This is a genomic window from Acinetobacter sp. AG3, from assembly GCF_022343575.1.
Taxonomy (GTDB): domain Bacteria; phylum Pseudomonadota; class Gammaproteobacteria; order Pseudomonadales; family Moraxellaceae; genus Acinetobacter; species Acinetobacter guillouiae.
Map to the genome: position 1 here is coordinate 1,088,321 of NZ_JAKQZD010000001.1, position 22,047 is coordinate 1,110,367.

Genomic DNA, 22,047 nt, shown 5'->3' on the forward strand with positions numbered 1-22,047 from the left:
GAACAGGGAGATTAAGCTATGCAAAGAATAGTCATCGTTGGCGCAGGACAAGCTGCGGGTTGGGCAGTAAGCACACTCCGTCAACATGGATTTCTAGGTGAAATTCATGTGGTATCCAATGAGGAACGGGTATTTTACGAACGCCCACCCCTGTCAAAACAAGTCCTCTCCAAAGAAGCCAGTTATGACAGTTTGCATCTGTTCTCTGCTGAACAGATGCAAGATTTTAACATTGAGTGGCACAAACCCGCTGTGGCAACACAAGTGGATCGCCAACAAAAACATGTGGTTTTAGAAAGCGGTCAAGTTTTGCCTTATGACAAATTATTGATTGCAACAGGAAGCCGAGCACGTGTACCAGTCAATACATGGCAATTTATTCCCAATGTGGTGACTTTACGTAATGTACAAGACTGCGAACGTTTAGCCGAAATCTTACAACATACGCAAAAGTTAGCAGTAATTGGTGGTGGTTGGATCGGCTTAGAAATTGCAGCAACGGCACGGAAACAAGGCAAACAAGTGCATGTTTTTGAATACGGTGATCGACTTTGTGCACGTAGCGTTAGCCCTGATGTATCTGAATTTTTGCAAAATATGCATCAACAACAAGGTACTCAGATCCATTTGAATAGTAAAAATGTGCATTTGATTGAAGCAGGTCAACAACAAGTTGAAGTGGTGAATCATCCAAATGCCAGTGAACTGTTTGATTGTGTGGTGGTGGGTGCAGGTGCAGATATTGCCAAAGAGCTGGGTGTGAGTGCGGGTTTAGACGTTAAGGATGGCATTGTTGTCAATGGTTTTGGACAAACTTCAGACCAAGACATTTATGCCGCAGGTGATGTGGCGATACATCCAAGTTTGGGCTATTGCATTCAGTCTTGGGCCAATGCGCAAAATCAAGCCATTGCCACGGCAAAGTCAATGTTAGGTATGGATACGGAATATCTGGATATTCCTTGGTTATGGTCAGACCAGTATCACTACAATATTCAGATTTTAGGGACTTACCAACCTGAAAAAACCAAGCAGATTGTGCTACGTCAAAACGCAGCAGATCAGTGCAGTTATCTTTATCTGGATGAGCAAAACTGTTTGATCAATATGATTGCGATCAATGACTCAAAACTGGTCAAACTGGCAAAGCGCTGGATGCAATCCAATACCGTGTTAGACCCCCAATTATTAGCAGACCCTGAATTTAATGTCATGAAATTAAAACCATAAACATTAAATCCGGTTCATGACTCAATCGAAGGAATGAAATATGAGTAATGAAGAAAAAAGTGGATTGAAGCATTGGGTTCCTGCTTTTGTCCTGATGATCTGTGTCGTTCTGGCATTTTTCGACAAAATTAGTATCGCAGTCTTATTTGCGGACCCGCACTTTCAGGGGGCGATGGGGATTGCCCAAGACAAAGCAAAACTTGGATGGTTAATGACCAGCTTTTTATTGGCTTATGGTTTTTCCTCAGTGTTTTTAAGCTTCTTAGGCGATATTTTTAGTCCTAAAAAAATGCTGTTTTGGAGCGTCTTATCTTGGGGAATACTCATGTTCTGTATGGGTTTTACCACCAACTATACAGGGATGTTAATTCTCCGCGTTCTGCTTGGATTAGCTGAAGGCCCATTATTTGCCTTGGCTTATACCATCGTGAAACAAACTTATACAGATCGTCAGCAAGCACGTGCTTCCACCATGTTTTTGTTGGGTACACCGATCGGTGCTTTCTTGGGTTTTCCAATTACCGCGGCTGTTCTCGCAAAGCATGATTGGCATACCACCTTCTTTGTGATGGCTGGTTTAACTGTGATTGCACTGATTGCGATTGTGTTTGGCTTACGTAATTTACAACTCAAGAAAACCATTGAGCTGGAATCGACCAGTAAACGTGTCAATTTTAAAGGGCATATCCACAACACCAAAGTGTTATTACAGAACGGTTCTTTTTGGTTGGTGTGTATTTTCAATATTGCACTGATGACTTATCTGTGGGGATTAAACAGTTGGGTTCCATCCTACCTGATTCAAGACAAGGGCTTTAACCTTAAAGAGTTTGGTATTTATTCAAGCTTCCCATTTATCGCCATGTTGATTGGTGAAGTGATTGGTGCATTTCTTTCTGACAAGTTAGGTCGTCGTGCCATTCAGGTATTCAGTGGCTTACTGGTGGCCGGCATCTTTATGTATGTCATGGTCATTATGACAGATCCAATTTTAGTGATTGTAGCAATGTCTCTCAGCGCAATGGCTTGGGGCTTTGGTGTCGCAGCAATATTTGCACTACTTGCTCGTGTGACCACCGCTGATGTGGGCGCGACTGCGGGTGGGATTTTTAATGGACTGGGTAATTTTGCCAGTGCAATTGCACCCGTTCTGATCGGTTACATCGTGATGCAAACCCACAGTTTTAATTTAGGAATTACCTTCTTAGCAGCAGTTGCTGTGATTGGATCGTTCTTCTTGGTTCCTTTACTAAAACGTTATTAATTCAAGATATCTAGGAGTTAAACATGACTACTCAACAATTCGAATCATGGTCACAGCCTGAAGGTACAAGCTTACAAGATTGGTTAAATACCCGTATCGCACGTTTTGAAACACGTAAATATGATTTTGATGCCTTGAAGTTCCAAGCGGACTATGACCCCAAATATCGCCGTGCCCAAATGCGTTATATGGGCACGGGTGCAACAGGTGTAGTCAATGATGGCAACACTGTTCCAGCAGAAAACTTCACTTTTTCAACCATGGTTTTACCTCCGCAGTGCGAAGGGCCTTTGCATATTCATCATGATGTTGAGGAAGTGTTTTTTATGTTGCGTGGTGAGATTGACCTGTTTATCGAACATAACGGTGAGAAATTTCAAACCAAACTTAAAGAGCGAGACCTGATTTCAATTCCACCTGGAATTTACCGTGGCTTGTTTAATCCGGGTCAGGAAGATGCCTTGATGTGTGTGATGTTAGGTGCGGGTAAACCGACCATTCCGAACTATCCACCAGAACATCCATTGTCGCAAATCAAACGTTGATTGAATCGACAAAGCCCAGCCCTACAGCAAAGGAATCCAGCCATGACATTGCTTGATCGATTAGCCAAATATCCAGTCAAAACCATTGTAGTGGATGGTCAAGTACACGCCTATCGTGAGGCAGGTCAAGGCCAGCCGTTGATTTTGCTACATGGGATTAGTTCGGGTTCTGCTTCATGGATCAACCAGCTCGATGTACTGCGTCAGTCTTTTCGTGTGATTGCTTGGGATGCACCGGGTTATGGCTTATCAGAAGGTTTAAATACAGCGCAACCGAATGCAGAAGATTATGCACAACGTTTGTTGGGTTTAATCGATGCTTTGGCAATTTCGCAAGCCATTCTGGTTGGTCATTCCCTTGGGGCTTTACAGGCCAGTGCTTTTGCTCATCTTTATCCTGAACGTGTACAGACTTTGCTGATTGCCAATGTGGCACAAGGTTATCAACGTTCAGATGAGGAAAGCAAATCACAAGTCTATCAAAAAAGACCGATGTTGTTGAAAAGCTTAGGTCATGCGGGCATGGCGGCAAGTCGTGGACCGCATTTAATTTATAAACAAGATGCTCAAGCTTTGGCTTTGGTCACAGCGGTGATGCAGGATTTGACCTTAGACGGTTTTACCCATGCATCGTATTTGCTGGCCTATGACGAAATTAGAAATTATTTAACAGATATTCGTGTTCCTTGCGTCGTGATTGCAGGCGATCAGGACCAAATTACATCTGCACAAGGTATTCAAGACCTTGCCGCAGAAATGCAATTGAGCCGATGTCATCTGATTACAGATGCAGGTCATCTGAGTTATGTCGATCAACCACAACAGTTTAACGACATTATTTTATCGGCACGTTAAGACTCAAACGAGAGAAAAATATGAGCTTCCAAGTTGAAGGAAAAGTAGCAGTAGTAACAGGTGGCTCGTCAGGCATTGGTTTGGCTGCTGTCGAAATTTTAGTTGCAGAAGGTGCCAAAGTGGCATGGTGTGGTCGGGATGAACAGCGTCTAGCAGAATCAAAAAATTATATTTTGGAAAAGTATCCGCAAGCCCATATTTTTACTCAAGCCTGCAATGTTTTAGACAAACAAGATGTAAAACGCTTTGCACAACAGGTCAATCAAAATTTAGGCAATGTCGACATGTTGATCAATAACGCAGGTCAAGGGCGTGTATCCAATTTTGAAGACACCCAAGATGAAGATTGGATGAAAGAAATTGAATTGAAGTATTTCAGTGTCTTGCATCCTGTTCGTGCATTTTTAGATGATTTAAAAAAGTCGGCGTGTGGATCAATCACCAATGTCAATTCCTTACTGGCCTTGCAACCTGAACCACACATGATCGCGACGTCATCGGCACGCGCCGCTTTGCTGAATTTAACTCATTCCTTAGCGCATGAATTTAGCCAATATGGGATTCGGGTGAATTCAATTTTATTGGGCATGGTGGAGTCAGCACAGTGGAAACGCCGTTTTGAAACACGTTCAGATAGCCAAGCGTCATGGGAACAGTGGACAGGCAATATTGCAAAAAACCGTGGTATTCCAATGCAACGTCTAGGTAAACCTGAAGAACCAGCACACGCTTTGGTGTTCTTGGCTTCACCATTGGCATCCTATACCACGGGTGCAGCCTTGGATGTCTCTGGTGGATTTAACAAACATTTATAAGGTGTGCCCATGAAACAGTTGATGATGATTGGTTTCGGTGCAATGGCAGCAGAAGTGTACGCACATATGCCACAAGATTTACAGCTTAAATGGATTGTGGTGCCTGCACGCAGTGTTGAAAAAGTACAGGCACAAGTATCCGCTCAGGTACAGGTAATTAGTTCGATTGATCAATGCCTTGGCACGCCTGATTATGTAATCGAAGTTGCAGGCCAAGCGGCGGTAAAAGAACATGCCCAAAAGGTGTTAGAGAAAGGTTGGACCATTGGTCTGATTTCAGTGGGAACCTTAGCCGATAGCGAATTTTTCTCTCAACTGAAACAGACTGCGGAACAATACGATGCCCATCTACATCTTTTAGCGGGTGCGATTGCGGGGATCGATGGTATCTCTGCGGCAAAAGAAGGTGGTTTGGAAAAGGTCACCTATAAAGGCTGTAAAAGTCCGAAGAGTTGGCGTGGCAGTTATGCTGAACAATTGGTTGATCTCGATCAGGTCAGTGAAGCTATGGTTTTTTTTCGTGGTACAGCCAGAGAAGCAGCACTGAAGTTTCCAGCCAATGCCAATGTTGCAGCAACCATAGCACTCGCAGGTTTAGGCATGGATGAAACCATGGTTGAGCTTACGGTTGATCCAAAAACCAATAAAAACAAGCACACCATTGTGGCAGAAGGCGTGTTTGGTGAAATGACCATTGAATTGGTAGGTGTGCCTTTGGCAAGCAATCCTAAAACCTCAACTTTGGCTGCGCTTAGCGTGATTCGTGCATGTCGCAATAGCGTTGAAGCAATTCAGATTTAAAAGGATTTGATCATGGTAAAGGAAATTTATATCGCAGGTGAATGGCGATTAGGTAAAGGCAATACGATTCAAAGTCTGTTTCCAGCAGATCAATCTGTAAATGCTGAAATTTCTACAGCGAGTTTAGATGATGTCAATGAAGCAATTGAAAAAGCAGATTTGGCATGGCGACAAGCAGGCTGGCGCAATAGCATGCCACATGAACGTGCGCGTATTTTGTATAAAGTGGCAGAGATTATTGAAGCGCGTGTAGATGAGCTTGCAAAATTACAAACCCGTGATAATGGTAAGCCACTGGCTGAAACACGTGGTTTAGTGATGAGTGCTGCCGCTACAGCACGCTATGTTGCCGCAGCATGTGAAACGCTGAATGATGAACTCACCACACAACGTGCGGCTGACTTTATGACCATGAGTGTGCATGAACCTGTCGGTGTGGTGGCCGCGATTACACCGTGGAATTCACCGATTGCCAGTGAAGTTCAAAAACTAGCCCCTGCGATTGCTGCTGGAAATGCGGTGATCCTTAAACCGGCAGAGGCAACGTCTTTAATTGCCTTGGAACTCGCCAAAATCTTTGAACAAGCAGGACTGCCAAAAGGCTTACTCAGTGTTTTAGTGGGGCGTGGTTCTGTAATTGGTGATGCCATCGTAAAGCATCCTTTGGTCCGCAAAATTTCATTTACTGGCGGAACCACTACAGGGCGTCATTTGGCTCATCTTGCCGCAGATAAATTGATTACCACCTCATTAGAGCTTGGTGGAAAATCCCCTACGATTGTTATGCCTGATGCAGATATTGAATTGGCTGCTAAAGGTGTGGCTTATGGGATCTTTAGCTCCGCAGGACAAGCCTGTATTGCAGGTTCACGACTCTTCGTGCATCACAGTATTTACGATCAGTTCCTTAAGCGTTTGGTTGAAATTACCAAAGCTTTACGAGTGGGACATCCAGAAACAGCGGGTGTACATTTGGGCTCTTTAATTAATCCAAAGCATTTGGCTTCTGTCGATGCCTATGTGCAATTGGCCAAACAAGAAGGTGGTCAAGTTGTAGTGGGTGGTCAAGCGCTGACGGATGGTGATTTGGCGAAAGGAAGTTATTACTTACCGACCATCATCACGGGCTTAAATAATACTGCACAAACCTGTCAAGAAGAGATTTTTGGTCCGGTCTTGGTGGTGATGAAGTATCACGATGAAGCTGATTTAATCACCCAAGCCAACGACAGTTGTTTTGGGCTTGCAGCAGGAATCTGGACTGAAAATTACCGTAAAGCTTGGCAAATTGCGCGTGCTTTGGAAGTCGGTACAGTCTGGATTAATACCTATAAAAAATTCTCTATTTCGGCACCGTTTGGTGGCTTTAAAGAAAGTGGTATCGGGCGTGAAAAAGGGCGTTTAGGTATTTTGTCTTATATGCAGCAAAAAAGTATTTATATGGGATTAAGCGAACAGCCAAATCCTTGGTGTGAATAATAAATTCATGGAATGAAAAAGTTTTTGAGGAATAAACAATGACAGAACGTGTAAATGTAGGCGAAGCAATCGCGCGTGTTTTAGAAGCACACCAAGTGGAAAGTATCTATGGGGTGATTTCGATTCATAACCTACCAATTGCAGATGCCGTAGGGCGTCGTGAAAAGATTCGTTTTGTGGCAGCGCGTGGCGAAGCAGGTGCAGTCACCATGGCAGATGGTCACTCACGCTTTAAAGGTTTAGGGGTTGCTTTGACCAGTACCGGTGCAGGGGCAGGCAATGCAGTAGGTTCATTGATTGAAGCGATGAATGCTGGGAGCCCTGTGTTGCATTTAACTGGGCAAGTTGAACGTGAATATCTTGATCGTGATGCTAGCTTTATCCATGAAACCAAAGATCAACTGACCTTCTTACGTGCGTCAAGCAAAGCTGCATTTCGTATTACCAGCCCAGACAATGCAGTGGGTGTAATTCGTGAAGCAATTCGTGTTGCAACCACAGTACCGATGGGGCCTGTAAGCGTTGAGCTCCCGATTGATGTGCAAGCTGCAGAAATTGACTTGCCATTGAATTTAGGTCCTGTCAAAGCGCTTGAATTACCGCAGGCTGAGCAAGTTGAAATTGATTTAATTGTTGAAGAAGTTAAAAAAGCCAAACGCCCCATCTTCTGGATTGGTGGTGGCACGTTAAATAGTGTTGATGAAGTGAAAGCTATTGCAGATCTTGGGATTCCTGTGGTTTCTTCGACCCATGCCCGTGGTGTGTTAGCGGATGAGCATCCACGCAGTTTAGGTGCATTCCATAACTCAGCAGGGGTTGAGCAACTGTTAAAACAGGCTGACTTATTGGTGGTAGTGGGCTCGCGTTTACGCAGCAATGAAACCAAAACCTATTCGGTGCAGTTCCCTGATAATCTGATTCAGATTGATGCCAATCCAGTGGCGCAGCAACGTAATTATAAAGTTCGTAACTTCATTTGTGCTGATGCCAAAGCTGTATTACAACGTGTGCTCACAGGGCTAAGCGGTATCTCAAAAGTTGATACAGATTATGATGCAGCGGTTGTTGCAGCAAAACAGTCCGCTATTGAGGCACTGCGTACTCAGCTGGATCAATATGCACTGATCTGTGATCACTTACGTGCGGCACTGCCACAAGACGGCATCTTTGTTCGTGACATTACCATGTCAGGCAGTACTTGGGGCAGCCGACTATTTCCAGTACAAGCACCGAATCTAAATATTCACTCACTTGCAGGGGCAATTGGTCTTGGTTTAGCCACGGCAATTGGCGCTTCTATTGCCAATCCAGATAAAAAAGTGATTGGTCTCGTGGGCGATGGTGGTTTGATGCTCGGTATCGGTGAGATTGCCACCATGGCGCAAGAAAATACCAACATGGTGCTAATGATCATGAACGATGGTGGTTATGGCGTAATGCGTGGTATCCAAAAGAATTACTTTGGTGGGCGTCAATATTTCAACGAATTGCATACCCCAGATTATAAAGTCTTAGGGGAAGCAATGGGAGTGAAAAGCTGGAAAGTGGGCAGTGCAGATGAGTTTAAAAGCGTGATTCAACAAGCGGTCGACTTTCAAGGGCCAAGTGTGATCGAATTGGATATGAATTCGATTGGACCACTGAACTTTGCAGGACCGCCGCAGAAAAAACTCTATTAAAACCAGTTGAACATTCGATGCTGGCATCGGATGTTCAGCAAAAGCTCCGGCAAATTTTTTTTGCTCAAAATACAATAAAAACTATGTTTTATAGGTAAAACAAAAGTCCAACAGGATCGTTGGACCACAAGGGAAGGACGCAATTATGAAAAAGACAGCTATCGCGATGCTACTTGCAGCATTGTATTTGGGTACCTCATCCAATGTTTTGGCGCAAAGCTCAGCATTAGAATGGAAAAGTGAAGATGAGACGGACTCTATAAAATTGGGTGGCGTGGTGCGATTAAACCAACGCTATGAAAATTGGGAAGGACCGAATGATGGCTTTGGCAAACTCTATTTTGATATTTTTAGAGTCGATGTCAAAGGTAAATTTGACGATGCCTATTTTAATGCAAGCTACTTGTTTCAAGACCAAGAGAAACGCTCGATCGAAAAAGCCTACGTGGGCTACAATTTAGATCAACAGAATAGTCTAGAAGCCGGCTTTGTATATAAACCTTTTGCGATTTATCCTTATCCGCAAAATGGTTGGACTTACCATATCCCATTCTTTTTGGGCTATGGCAATAACATTGCCCCAGGTTTGAACTGGAATTTTCATAATCAGGACTGGGATGTAAAACTGGGCTATTACCCTGAAATGCTGGCAACCAATCTGCGCTATTCGCCGGAAAGTGCCACTTATGATGATCTTGCCGACAATGCATTTCCAAGTCAAAAAGCCTATCAAAATGAAAAGCGCCATCAATTCAATACGCGGATTGTGCGCAAGTTAGACACCAAGGTGGGTAAGCAGGAAGTCGGGGTATCGGGGGCAATTGCGCAATTGCATAATAAAACCACCGATAAAAATGGCCAATATTATGCAGTAGGGGTGCATAGCGATAACAATTACAAACGCTTTAATTTACAAAGCTCTGTGATTCATTATCAATATGATGCAAAGAACCCTGACGGGGTCAATAATGATATGACTTTAATGGGGAATAACGGATTTACCCCTGCTTATTTTATTGCCTCTGAAGCGACAGTTGCCAGTTTAAATCTTGCCTATACCTTACCTATGCAAAATATGGGCAAACTCAAAGCGATCCGTTTCTACAATGATTATAGTTATATGGATAAGAAACGTGATGATTGGTCAGATTCTCAAATGAATACCACCGGGATGATGTTTATTGCGTCACCCTTTATGGTGTGGGCTGATTATACTTGGGGGAAAAATGCCAATATTATTGGCGGTGCAATGAATTCAACCGGTTTTAGCTCGACCGTTTCACCCTATAGTGACCAATGGTTGTATCGGATCAATTTAAACCTTGGATTTAGTTTTTAAAAAGTTAATTTGGGAATTGATCTGTTTGTTATGGCGATATTTGCTATGGCAATAACTGCTTTGTTGCATTTAGATTTAAACACCGATGGATGACATTTACTCATCATTTGAGTATTTGTCAAATGAGTATCTGTCAAAGCAGCAGATCGGCTGTGTATGCAACAAAGCATGTTTATCGGATCAATTTTATAACTTCACAAGCGTATACTAGGATCGTTACGCTTGTTTTGCTAAGGCCATCAACGACTTTAATTGCTGAACTTCTAGTGGAGTGGCATGTTGTAACGGTTTTCTTGGTTCACCTACAGAAAAACCTAATTCATTTAAACCTGCTTTGACTGTTTTCGGTAGGCCGCCTTGTACAATAAAGCGCAACAAAGGCAATTGACGATAAAACAAGGCTTTGGCGTGGTCTAAATCACCATCTTTGACTGCCTGATATAATTGACTTGGTAGCTGACCGAGTAGATTTGGCGCCACAGTACACCAACCACTTGCACCTGCACAAAATGCTTCAAGCGCCAAAGGATTACAGCCATTATAAAAGGGCAACTGTCCTTGAGATAATTCATGAAATTTATGCATGCGCTGAATATCACCTGTACTGTCTTTAACCATGCAAATATTCTCAATTTCTTGAAACATTTTCACGATCAATTCTGGTGACATATCTACGCCACTGGTTGCAGGGTTGTTATAGACCATGATCGGCAGTTTGGTGGAGGCAGCAATTTGCTGATAATAATCATAGATTTCTTGATCATTGAGTTTCCAGTAAGACACTGGAATCACCATAATTAGATCAGCGCCAAGCTCCTCGGCTTTTTGGGCTTTTTGAATCGCCATCGCCGTTGTGAGTTCAGAAATTCCCAACATGACCGGGACACGTTGATTAACGACTTCGATACTTTTTTGTGCGACTTGTTGCCATTCTTGCCAAGATAAATAAGCACTTTCACCAGCACTGCCCAATGGCACAATGGCATTACATTGTTGTTCCAGTAGAGCATTTAATGTGATGGTCAGCGCATCAACATCGACAGCTTGTGTGTCTGGATGAAATGGTGTGATAGGGTATGCAATAATGCCTTCTAATTTCATTTTCATTACTCCTCGATACAGTCTGCATGATTTTTTAAAGCTTTACGCGCATAGTAGGCAAAATTGACATTATTACGCTTGTTGGTAGAAACCCAGTCATGAGCTTCTTTTGCCAGTTCATGTGGGATAGGTTGAATTTGTCCAGCAGCCATTGCCAAAAGCTGAAGTCGGGCAGCACGTTCAATTAAAATGGCTAAGTTGCAAGCCTCTTCAATGGTTTTACCTGCCACCAGCTGACCATGATGTGACAGCAGTACAGCGCGGTTTTTACCTAAGGCTTCTGAAATAAAAATACCTTCTTCATTGCCGACTGGGACTCCCGGCCACTCTTCCACAAAAGAACAGTCTTCATATAAAGCGCAGGTATCCATTTGTGCGATCGCTAAGGGCACACGGAGCATTGACAAAGCTGCAATATGTGTTGGATGAGTATGGATAATGCAATTCACTTCAGGATGTTGTTTATAAATCCATGTATGAAAGCGATTTGCAGGATTTGCCATGCCTTGTTGATCAAGTGGCTTTAGATCTTCATCAACTTCCAATAAGTTTTGCGCGGTAATTTCATCAAAGCCGAGACCAAAACGCTGGGTGATAAAGCTATTGCCTTGCGTGGTACGACAAGTGATTTGTCCAGCTAAGCCAGCATCATGGCCGTGGTCAAATAAAATACGGCAGCTTAATGCCAACTTTTGTCGATCTGTGTAGTTTGAATCTTGAATAAATTGCTGCATATTTTGCTGTGCATTTTGCATCAATTGCTGTTTATTGAGTTGTGCCGTTTGCATAAATAAAACCTCTCGCTGAGTTGATTTTCACATCGCCTAAGTACAGAATAAAAATTCTGTGGATGGATTAAAATATCCAGTTTCTAAAACTTATATGGGCCAGAGAGTTATGCGTCAGCCTTGGAAAATTCGGCTACATTTAGAAGATCGTGAAGAAAAGACCCTTTTTTTAAAGTTGGCAAATCAGATTATTCAAGAGATTTTATCTGGCAGAATTACTCAGGCAACACGCTTGCCAGGTTCACGGACACTGGCGGATGAACTCGGGATTAACCGAAAAACCGTACAATCGGTATATGAAGATTTGGAGGCACAGGGTTGGCTGGTTTCAAAAGCTAGGCAAGGCACCTTTGTCTCTGAGAATTTACCAGACTTAAAAGCGCAGTCATCGCCTACACTTGAGCAACCTAATTCCACACCCGTTTTGCCAACTCAGATGCTGATCAAAAATGATGGTGTGCCTGACAATCGGCTGATCCCGTATGAATTGTTTTCACGGGCTTATCGGCATGCATTGATTCAAGTAACACGTCATCAAACCATGGGATATGGAGATCCGCAGGGAAGTTTAGAACTTCGTCAAGCCTTATTAAAGATGTTGTCTATGGAGCGTTTTATACAGACCTCTATGGAAAATATTTGTGTGGTTCGTGGCAGTCAAATGGGGATTTTTCTAGCTGCGCGGGTTCTGGCTCAACATCAGTCTCAGCGTCATATTATTGTGGTAGAGCAATGGGCTTATCCACCTGCAGTGGAAACATTCCTGTCTAATCATTATCAAATTATTCGCGTGCGTTTGGATAAGCATGGTCTAGATACCGATCATTTAACTGAAATTTTGTCCAGCCATGCAGTTGCTGCGGTATACACCACACCTCATCATCAATATCCAACGACAGTGACGATGTCTATGGATCGAAGATTAAAGCTGTTAGAGCTGTCTAAAGCCTTTGATTTTTATATTATTGAAGATGATTATGACCATGAATTTCATTATGACAGTCGACCTATTCCGCCGTTAATCAGCTTACCGGCAGCAGACAAAGTGATTCATATCGGCTCTTTGTCTAAAGTGTTTGCGCCCAGTTTAAGAATTGGTTATGTGGTGACCAATGTGCAAATTATTCAGGCGATGAAACAAGACATTTTGCTGATCGATAAACAGGGCAATGCGATTACTGAATTGGCAATGGCTGAACTGATGCAGCAGGGTGAAATTAAGCGGCATATCCGTAAAATGCGTAAGATTTATCAGCAACGTAGAGATTTTGCTGTGAGGGCTTTTCAGCAAACTTTTGAGAACTGGGTTGAAATAGCCCCACCTGCAGGCGGCATGGCGTTGTGGGTAAAGTTTAAATTGCCTTTTCAACAGCAGTTTTTAACGGTTTTAAAGCAATTACATATTGATTCTGAATATGATTTTGGTTCGGAATGGCATCATTCTGATCACAGTTTCTATATTCGTTTTGGTTTTGCAGCCCTGACCGAATTGGAAATCCGTCAAACTGTTGAAAAGTTGTATCAGGTTTTTGTGAGCTGATGATGCTCAATATACTTAGAAAGTATTTTGAATCTTGTTGAACTGACTTTAGAAGGGTTTAAGCAAAAACCAGAAGCATTGTGTTTCTGGTTTTTTATGGATTAATTTAACGCCATACGATATTCAATGACCCCTGGTTTTTCAGCAATCCAGTCATAGAGTTTTTGTGCAGTTTGATTGCTTTGTTGCGTGTGCCAATACAAGCGCGCGCAGGGTTGAACAATCGCTTGCTGTTGTACATATTCAATCAGGCGCTTGCCTAGATGTTGACCTCTTGCCTGTGGAGAAACATATAAGTCTTCAAGATAGCAAAAGTTGGCCTCGGCCCATGTCGAGCGATGGATAACATAATGTACAAAGCCCAGAACATGCTCACCTTGTTTAGCAACAGCACAATAGATCGGTTCATGATCATCAAAAAAACGTTGCCAAGTGGTTTGCGTAACTGTATTGGATAAAGCCACTTGGTAAAAGTCTTGATAAGCCAGCCAATACTCCACCCATTGTTTATAGTCTTGTTGTGCAACAGGCACAATTTGAACCACTAAATTTTCCACAGGTATTCTCCAGTCGTCGGGAAAGAAAGAGGAGAAATGAGTTTAAGTGTGATTGTGGTATTCAAATAAGATACACTTTAAGTATTTTTAACAGTACCAGTTTTACTTATGGCGACAGCAGCATCGGCTTATTTCCCCCATTTGATCTTGCCTAAAGGGGTGATTAAAGAGGGTTTATATAGCGTTTTACGTGATGCAATTTTGGATGGTCGTCTGGCTTCTGGAACCAAATTGCCCTCTAGTCGTGTCTTGGCGGAAATGATGTCGATTTCTAGAAATTCAGTCTTGGCTGCAATGGATCGTTTACTGGATGAAGGCTATGTTGTGACCAAGCCAAGCTCTGGTACATATGTCGCTGAGCTGATTCCTGACCAATTAATTTCTATACAAGAGATAGCGATAGAATCTGCATCTGACATCTGTCACAAGCTAAATATTAATCCGCATATCGCAAATTTATTACCTGCTTGGCAGAAACAAAATGTATCTGGGCAGGGTGAAAAAATATTTCATGTCGGCGTTGGCTGTACCGATTTATTTCCCCATTCACTTTGGGGGAAATTATTGGGACGTGCTTGGCGGCAGTCTCATCAGCAATTGGGTCAGTTTCATGATTGTCGTGGCTATTTGCCTTTACGTCAGGCTATTTGTGATTATGTTCGTTCTACGCGGGGGCTAAAATGCGATGTACAACAAATTTTGATTGTAAATGGTACCCAACAAGCGATTCATCTTGCAGCTTATGCATTATTACAACCTTTGGATCAGATCTGTTTAGATGAGCCCGGCTATGATGCCGCTTTAAATATTTTTCGGAGTTTTGGCATTCAAGTTCATCCTGTATCAAGTGATCACGAAGGGATGAAAATTGCTGAGATTATTCAGCATTATTCCGAAAGTAAATTCATCTATACCGCACCCTCTCATCAGTTCCCTTTAGGTGGAACACTCAGTTTAAGTCGACGATTGGCCCTATTGGAATGGGCCGCAAGTCAGCAAAAATGGATTTTTGAAGATGATTATAATAGTGAGTTTAGATATGGAACGCATCCAATTCAAGCCTTACAGGGCTTAGACCAACAGCAAAGAGTAATCTATTCAGGTACTTTTTCTAAAATGATGTTTCCTGAGTTTCGACTTGGATTTATGGTGGTTCCAGAATCGCTGATAGAAACATTGAGTCTGGCAAAATATTATACCGATACGCGGAGTGCTTATTTAGAACAAGCGGCTTTGGCTTTGTTTATCAAAGAGGGGCATTATGCACGCCATGTCCGTAAAGTGCGTAAAGCTTGCCAAGAACGTCAACAGGCATTAATTGCTGCGATTCAACAGTTTCTTGCAGATGTATTGACTGTTCAGCCAACCGACTCAGGGATTCATGTGATTTGTTGGCTAAAAGCCCCATGGACTGAGCAAAGCTTTATTGATCAGTGTCTTGCTATTAATCTGGCTGTTCAGCCTTTATCTCGCTACTGTCAACAGCCTTATGAAAAAGCAGCAGTATTGTTTGGCTATGCAGCGCATACTCCAGATGAGATTAGCATGAATATTCAGAAGCTGGCGCAACAGATCAAGCACACCTAATACGGCTTCCTTTTTCATCTTCTATATTTCTTTATTTCCGATATAAATCACTAGCTGGTCTAGCTGTATAAGCATTGATGATAATTGTTGTACATCTGTTTATGTAATGTTATAACATAACAATAAATTACAATCCGGAATCCATGATGCGTCACCATACTTTAGCAATCGCTATTTCTTTACCGGTCTTTCCTGCATATGCGATTGAAAACAAACAACTGACTGTACTTCCAGTGATTCGAGTCAATGCTGAAAATGATCCATTTATCAATCAAAGTATCGTTGTAGAAAATAGAAATGCAGACAATAAAACTTTAGGTGATGCTTTAAAGCATCTTTCAGGAGTACAAAGTAGCGCTTTTGGTCCCAATTCAGGTGCGCCTGTGATTCGCAGTTTGAGTGGAAACCGGGTGCAGATTTTGGAAAATGGTCAGTCTATTTATGGAATGAATAGTATCAGTGGCAATATTAATATCCCTTTTGATCCTTTATTCACTCAATCTGTTACCGTCAATAAATCTTCAGACAGTGTACGTTATGGTGGTAATGCCATTGGCGGAAGTGTGAATATTGATTCTGGTCTAATCGATACAGCGATGCCGAATAAAAGTTCTCAATTAGAGCTTGTAGCGAAAAAGGGCTGGAATGATTTTGATGCCAAAGGCTTTAAACTCAATCTCAATAACCAAAGTAATTTTTCTACCAATGTATTGTTTTCTAGCCAAGATATGTCAGCTTATAAAATTCCGGGAGAGGGTAAAGCGAGCATATGTAATACTGGTGTATTTCCAGCGACGGGTGGGGTAAATACAGCATTGGCAGATGCTTGCCAAAAAGAAGCACGCATTCAAAAAAATTATAATACTGCATCACAGCCTTATATTGACCAATTTATGACGGAAAATCCTGATTGGGCAGATGGTTCATTTTCCTTCTATACAGATAAACCTACCTCAGTTTGGAGTGGAAAAACCTATACCAATCCAGTAAACCCTAAATATGTGCCCAATACCCAGCAATATACTGAAAATAAAATTAATAAAGATGTCACACCCAACTATAAAAACAAGCTGGGCAATAGCTATTTAGACAATCAGCACTTTGCGATTGGAAGTACTTATTTTCTCAACAATGGACGTATTGGGCTCAGTGCTGATTCAAAAAAAAGTGAATATGGGGTACCCGGATTTTCTCTTGAAAATAAATCTTTTCAATCTACCAGTGACAGCATACCAGTCGGGGTAAAAACAGATCAGCGAAGATATGCCTTAGACAGCGAGTTTAATTTTAGTCCGTTGTTATTGAAACAAATACAATTTGATGTGAGTAAGAGCGTTAATACATCAGGAGAATATTTAGGATCAAAAATGGCCAATAACTATAAATTTGATACTCAACAGGCTGAATTATTACTGAAGCATAGACCTGCTGAATTTTGGAATGGTTTTATTGGCTTTAATCAGATTGATCGTAAAGTGGTAGGGCATGGAAATTTACGTTATTTACCGAATATCAATACGCAAACACAAGCCGTGTTTATCAAGGAAAAATTAGACTTTGATTGGCTAGAACTCGATGCAGGTTATCGTAACGAAAAGGTTGAACATAAAATTCAAAAAAGTGATTTTGAGACATCCAGAAATTCACCAAATACAAAACTCACCGATACAAAATTTAATCTTGAAAGCTACAGTTTCGGTTCATACCTAAAATATAATGATCTATTGGGTTTAAAGTTGCGTTATTCAGTGTCAGATAGAGCGCCTGAAATTAATGAACTTTATGCCAGCAATCCACATTATTCAATTATGTTACAAGAAGAAGGCAATCAAAAACTCAAAGAAGAAAAATCCAAAAATCTTGAGTTAACAGGTCTGTTCAATTATAAAAATTTTAATTTTGAAGCGACTGTATATAAGATGAAATATGACAAGTATTTGTATTTGACCCATTCAGGGGCACAAATGCGTAATCGCTTGCCACTTAAATATTGGACCCAGACAGATGCTGAAATCACTGGATTTGAAATTGATTTAAAACAACAGTTTGAACTCAATCAGTATGGCAATCTTTTGATCTCTGCTTTTGCTGACTTGGTGAAAAATAAAAACCTTAATCCAAACAAAACCAGTTTGGTAAATGATGGAAATTACTTACCCAACATGCCAACGAACCGTTATGGGCTAAACCTTGAATGGAATAAAAATGATTGGTCAGCACGCTTATCCAATATTTACTATGATCAAGCTCAGTATTTAGGCAAAAATGTGTCTAAAGAAATTCCATTGCCGTCTTATAACTTGCTGGATCTACAAATTCAAAAACACTTCAAATTACAAAATGCCAATTTTGATGTTTTCCTCAATGGGTCTAATTTGTTAAATGAAGATGCACGACCACAGAACTCGCCATTAAAATACATTGCACCGCTTCCTGGGCGTGGGGTACAGCTGGGTATAAGTATGAAAATTTAATCGCTTAACTTTTGTTGGCTAAGTCTTATATGCTGGATATTAACTTAAGACTTATTATCGGGGTCAATAAGTTGCTGTTGTCGAGAAGACTTCAAGCAACATGTTGGCCCCTTTATTTTGATAGATTGAGAGTAACAAATTGATGTCATTAAATTAAAAAATAGCTTTTAAAAAATAGCCTATTCGATTCAATCATTACAGTTTGATTTATTGCAGTACCAATTCCTTAACATGCGATGGCTGCTTCACGTTCAAAAATAGATTCAACACTTTCAAATGCCAAATGACAAGCTTGGTTTTGATATTGTCGAGCATAACTGTTTACTGCACTTTCAAGCACTTGTAAAAAATCATTATAATTCTGTTCAAAGTCTAATAAGTCGAGTAAGTCTGATTTTTTGCTGTTATGGCAGTTATATTTTTGAATAAAATCAAGCATTAATTTTTGAATAGGCGCATGGGTAAAATAAATTAAATAAGTTGCTGCCGAACCACAATGCAAACAACCTTGTTCAAGATAAATTTCTTCACTGTTTAACCAGCAGCATTGTAAGGTAAAAAATGCTCGAATCGCTTCAGTCGCTAGAGTAGGCTGTTCCAAAGTGTTCACCAATTTTTCAGATAATGAAATTGATAATCATTATCAATTAAATTTTGCAAAAAGTCTATGTGATAATCGGTAAATTTTGAAGGGATGTGCAGAATAGATACATTGTGAGAATTAAAAAACTTGATAAGAAAATATGATTTAACAAAGGGTGTAGCGATACAATTCAAATATACCAATTATTTTTAAAATTGCATTGAAACAAAAAGATACCTATTTTGTTTGAGAAAAACTATATTTTATATTAAGTTTTGCTTATTAGTGGTAAGGCTATAATAATAAATGTTGAACAATATTTTTACTCTTTTGAATAGTTAAGAATACTTAATACATATCATAGCGCTTATCTAAAAAAGGAAATATCAATGAATAAAATATATGCTTCTTTACTATTCGCTGTATGTGTCTTCAATACAAGCTGCACGTTTGCAAAATCAGAAATAAAAAATACTGGAAATAATATGATTAATTTGGAAAAAACAAAAACTTATTGTATTGGGCGTTATGTGGTTGATATTCCTGCTGAAGCAAATCCACTGGAAAGATATGATCAATATGATTCTTTTATCATTAAAGTGAAAGAAAATGCCACACCTCAAGATTTTGATGCGGCTATTCAAAAAGTAAAAAAAGAATATTCTGAAGATGACTGGTTTATCACTGAAGATCTCCAAATACAAAAAATTGAGGGACGACTTACCAAAACGCTTAAAGGTAAAAAATCAAAGAAGGAAGGTCGTCCTTTTAGTGTTTTTGGTTTTGTACTTGATAAAAGAACCCTGTTTTTAATTGAAGGCGGGCATAGTGATATGCCGAAATGGACTGAAAAAAGTAATGAGGCGATGCAGCATTTAATTAAAAATTTGCGTTATCGTCCTGACATGAAATCCCTCAAGAAAATGGACAATGTATTTATCAAGGTTTTATCAAAGACAATGATCAAAAATTTAGACACAGTAAACAGACACTTGCTTTTGACTTCAAAAACTATCCAACTGTGGTTTTAAGATTCGATGCAGAAACAAACTCAAGAGAAACGGCACAGTTGATTCCTAGAATTGAAAGTAAATTAAGTCAAGTCGGACAAAGTCAGCGGCAAATGAACAAAGACAATATTCGTAAAGGTGAAAAAAATACGGCTCATTTAACGGGTCAAGAATGGATTTCGGTTGAAAAAATGAAAGGCAGAAATGGGATTAGTGCCTTATGGGAACATACGGGGACTGCACGGGACAATAAGGACCCTTTAATCGGTTTTGAAACAGATACAGGATATTCTTCTCCTCTTACAGAAAGCAGTAGTTTAGAACAATATGATGCCATAAAACTATATGAGTCGATTCTAAAAACCATTCGTAAATTCTGAGAATAACAATGTCAAATAATGTCCATCGTCATGAAGCGTATGAAATACTTTATAAATCAGGAAACGTTTCCTATGTTTCATACACTGCACCCAGTAGTGTCGAGACCGAATGTGAAATAATCGTACCGCCGAAATATGTGGTGCCGATTATTTTTATTCCAGGGATCATGGGTTCAAATATCAAAGATACAAAGAAAAATAAAGTTTGGTATCCCAAAATCTCACTTTCCACGATTATCGAATATAGTAAAAGAGATGCCAAGGAACGGCAAATTGCATTGAATCCTAAAACGACTGAGGTGGGATATGATGGTGGGGTTAAATTAAGTAAAAAGCAAATTCCACATATCACAAAAGAAATAGCGCTGGCACGAGGCTGGGGCTCCGTGATTAACCTTGGTTATGCAGATTTATTGATTTATTTAGAAAGTAATTTAAATCAACAATTTAAAAAAATTAAAGACCAAAAGAAAGACCAGTTTAACGGTACAACTGAATGGGAGAAAATTGTACAGCCAGGAAATCAAAAAACAGAAAAAGTACTCAAAAACTGGTCAAGCAGTAAGGTGATTGAATTATTAAGTTTAGAACAACATAAAGAACTCGCAGACTATGGATTCCCCGTATTTGCCTGTGGTTATAATTGGTTGGATACCAATATGAATTCTGCAGAAAAAGTAGCGGATCGACTTAATAATGAAGTTATGGCACAAGTTAAAAAAGAGTTTCCTACCGCAAAATTTAAAAAATTTATTATCGTCAGCCATTCCATGGGAGGGCTAGTAACCCGTGCCTTGATTCAAAACGATAAAGTTAAAGATAAGATTGCGGGTGTGGTACATGGTGCGATGCCAGCCAGTGGGGCACCAGCGGTTTATCAACGCCTCACCGTAGGTTGGGATGGTTGGAAAGCCTCAACTGGATTACTCAACAGCCTAAAAGCCTGGGTAAGCAAATTTATGTTTGGAGATACCTCGGAACGATTAACTGCAACATTGGCTAGTGCGCCTGGCGGCTTGGAGTTATTACCCTTCGCCAATTATTCAAATACTGTAGATTTCCCAAAAAATCCGAAAGCATGGATGTTAATCAAAGCAAAGACACCTACTGGTGAAATTACTGCTTCACTCCCCCAGACTGCTGATCCTTATACTGAAATCTACCAAAGAAAAGACAGTTGGTGGGCAATGATGAATCCAGATTTTATTGATCCTGCTGGCTTATTAAAGCAAGAAGCCAATGAAAAAGGCTATGAGAGTACTTTTGATGTATATGTGGACAATGTAGATATAGTAAAAAAATTACATAATCATATTATTGACACTTATCATCCCAATACTTATGCAAACTATGCTGCTGACGAAAGTTTTAAAGCATTTGGTCAAGTGGTGTGGCGTTGTAAGGAAGAGTTAAATATTAGCAGTGCCAATGAACTGATTGAATTAATCAGTTTATATGGCAAGAAAAATTTAATCGAGTTTCCAGATATAAAAGATCGAAGTGACATCAAAGAGGACGATGTAACGAATACTCAGGAAGATGATGCTGATTTGGAAATAGCTGGCTCTAAATCGCATAATTTACATAATAATGCGTATAAAAAAGATGGGATAAGAGAGGTCCTATTAGATGAAAAATTTAAAATTTCTAAAACCAATAAAGCTACATTTTATTTAGATCTTAAGCCGACTTCGAGAGGTGATGGTACTGTTTCTTATCAATCTGGACAGGATGTACGGGAGGATACAAGGGCACTAAAAGAAACCTTTATTATCAATGGCTATGAACACGCGAGTAGTTATGATCATGCAGATGTTCAATTAAACACAATCTATTGTATTGCAAATATAGTCGATATTATCAAGCAAGCTTCAGCAGAAGAAGTCTGTGAAAATGAAAAAAATAGTCAATAAATGACTGTTTTTATTTGATAAATACATAGCTATCGTTTAAGAGGTGGATCAAATAGCCCAATCAACGATGATGGTGCTGTTTGATCCAATAGATGTTGTCATCGAAG

The 22,047-nt window shown here is 40.4% G+C and carries 17 protein-coding genes and 1 pseudogene; 14 read left to right on the top strand and 4 right to left on the bottom strand.

Annotation, left to right across the window (positions count from 1 at the left end):
- The first annotated feature begins 18 nt into the window (after positions 1-18).
- The 9 genes from L3V46_RS05085 to L3V46_RS05125 all read left to right on the top strand — a co-directional run bounded on the left by L3V46_RS05085 (position 19) and on the right by L3V46_RS05125 (position 10,007).
- On the top strand, positions 19-1,230 hold the full coding sequence (locus L3V46_RS05085) for an FAD-dependent oxidoreductase (RefSeq protein ID WP_239045103.1): 1,212 nt from the start codon (positions 19-21) through the stop codon (positions 1,228-1,230).
- Positions 1,231-1,270: 40 nt separating this feature from the next.
- The gene (locus tag L3V46_RS05090) at positions 1,271-2,494 is read left to right on the top strand and encodes an MFS transporter (RefSeq protein WP_004823455.1); all 1,224 of its coding nucleotides are present in this window, start codon (positions 1,271-1,273) and stop codon (positions 2,492-2,494) included.
- A gap of 23 nt (positions 2,495-2,517) precedes the next feature.
- The gene (locus L3V46_RS05095) at positions 2,518-3,039 is read left to right on the top strand and encodes a cupin domain-containing protein (protein WP_004717620.1); all 522 of its coding nucleotides are present in this window, start codon (positions 2,518-2,520) and stop codon (positions 3,037-3,039) included.
- A gap of 42 nt (positions 3,040-3,081) precedes the next feature.
- Positions 3,082-3,894: an alpha/beta hydrolase gene (locus tag L3V46_RS05100; protein WP_239045104.1), complete on the top strand. Its 813-nt coding sequence runs from the start codon at positions 3,082-3,084 to the stop codon at positions 3,892-3,894.
- 20 nt (positions 3,895-3,914) lie between these two features.
- On the top strand, positions 3,915-4,709 hold the full coding sequence (locus L3V46_RS05105) for an SDR family oxidoreductase (protein ID WP_239045105.1): 795 nt from the start codon (positions 3,915-3,917) through the stop codon (positions 4,707-4,709).
- A gap of 9 nt (positions 4,710-4,718) precedes the next feature.
- Complete coding sequence (locus L3V46_RS05110) at positions 4,719-5,510, top strand: aspartate dehydrogenase (RefSeq protein WP_239045106.1); 792 nt, start codon at positions 4,719-4,721, stop codon at positions 5,508-5,510.
- A gap of 12 nt (positions 5,511-5,522) precedes the next feature.
- Complete coding sequence (locus L3V46_RS05115; protein ID WP_004717613.1) at positions 5,523-6,989, top strand: aldehyde dehydrogenase; 1,467 nt, start codon at positions 5,523-5,525, stop codon at positions 6,987-6,989.
- 38 nt (positions 6,990-7,027) lie between these two features.
- Positions 7,028-8,668, top strand: coding sequence for a thiamine pyrophosphate-binding protein (locus tag L3V46_RS05120; protein WP_239045107.1), 1,641 nt, complete (start codon positions 7,028-7,030; stop codon positions 8,666-8,668).
- A gap of 145 nt (positions 8,669-8,813) precedes the next feature.
- Positions 8,814-10,007: a hypothetical protein gene (locus L3V46_RS05125; protein ID WP_239045108.1), complete on the top strand. Its 1,194-nt coding sequence runs from the start codon at positions 8,814-8,816 to the stop codon at positions 10,005-10,007.
- 216 nt (positions 10,008-10,223) lie between these two features.
- On the opposite strand, the gene L3V46_RS05130 is transcribed toward L3V46_RS05125, so the two are convergent.
- Both L3V46_RS05130 and L3V46_RS05135 read right to left on the bottom strand, forming a co-directional pair.
- Positions 10,224-11,108 carry a dihydrodipicolinate synthase family protein gene (locus tag L3V46_RS05130; RefSeq protein ID WP_034615826.1) on the bottom strand — a complete coding sequence of 295 codons (885 nt, stop codon included), beginning with the start codon at positions 11,106-11,108 and terminating at the stop codon, positions 10,224-10,226.
- Between the two features lie 5 nt (positions 11,109-11,113).
- Entirely contained in the window at positions 11,114-11,896 is a 783-nt protein-coding gene (locus L3V46_RS05135; RefSeq protein WP_239045109.1) for an aldolase, read from the bottom strand.
- Positions 11,897-12,005: 109 nt separating this feature from the next.
- Here L3V46_RS05135 and L3V46_RS05140 point away from each other — a divergent pair, with 109 nt between their 5' ends.
- The gene (locus tag L3V46_RS05140) at positions 12,006-13,436 is read left to right on the top strand and encodes a PLP-dependent aminotransferase family protein (protein WP_239045110.1); all 1,431 of its coding nucleotides are present in this window, start codon (positions 12,006-12,008) and stop codon (positions 13,434-13,436) included.
- 101 nt (positions 13,437-13,537) lie between these two features.
- Here the strand turns inward: L3V46_RS05140 and L3V46_RS05145 are convergent, their stop codons facing one another.
- Positions 13,538-13,993: a GNAT family N-acetyltransferase gene (locus L3V46_RS05145; protein ID WP_239045111.1), complete on the bottom strand. Its 456-nt coding sequence runs from the start codon at positions 13,991-13,993 to the stop codon at positions 13,538-13,540.
- A gap of 108 nt (positions 13,994-14,101) precedes the next feature.
- Here L3V46_RS05145 and L3V46_RS05150 point away from each other — a divergent pair, with 108 nt between their 5' ends.
- On the top strand, positions 14,102-15,580 hold the full coding sequence (locus L3V46_RS05150) for a PLP-dependent aminotransferase family protein (protein WP_239045112.1): 1,479 nt from the start codon (positions 14,102-14,104) through the stop codon (positions 15,578-15,580).
- 146 nt (positions 15,581-15,726) lie between these two features.
- The gene (locus tag L3V46_RS05155; RefSeq protein ID WP_239045113.1) at positions 15,727-18,054 is read left to right on the top strand and encodes a TonB-dependent receptor; all 2,328 of its coding nucleotides are present in this window, start codon (positions 15,727-15,729) and stop codon (positions 18,052-18,054) included.
- Between the two features lie 226 nt (positions 18,055-18,280).
- On the opposite strand, the gene L3V46_RS05160 is transcribed toward L3V46_RS05155, so the two are convergent.
- Positions 18,281-18,655, bottom strand: coding sequence for a hypothetical protein (locus tag L3V46_RS05160; RefSeq protein ID WP_167321156.1), 375 nt, complete (start codon positions 18,653-18,655; stop codon positions 18,281-18,283).
- Positions 18,656-19,026: 371 nt separating this feature from the next.
- Here L3V46_RS05160 and L3V46_RS05165 point away from each other — a divergent pair.
- Together L3V46_RS05165 and L3V46_RS05170 are read left to right on the top strand one after the other, a co-directional pair.
- Positions 19,027-20,027 (top strand): annotated as a pseudogene (locus tag L3V46_RS05165) (T6SS immunity protein Tli4 family protein).
- Positions 20,028-20,035: 8 nt separating this feature from the next.
- A complete protein-coding gene (locus L3V46_RS05170) occupies positions 20,036-21,940 on the top strand; it encodes a hypothetical protein (protein WP_239045114.1) in 1,905 nt (634 codons plus the stop codon).
- Positions 21,941-22,047: the final 107 nt, after the last annotated feature.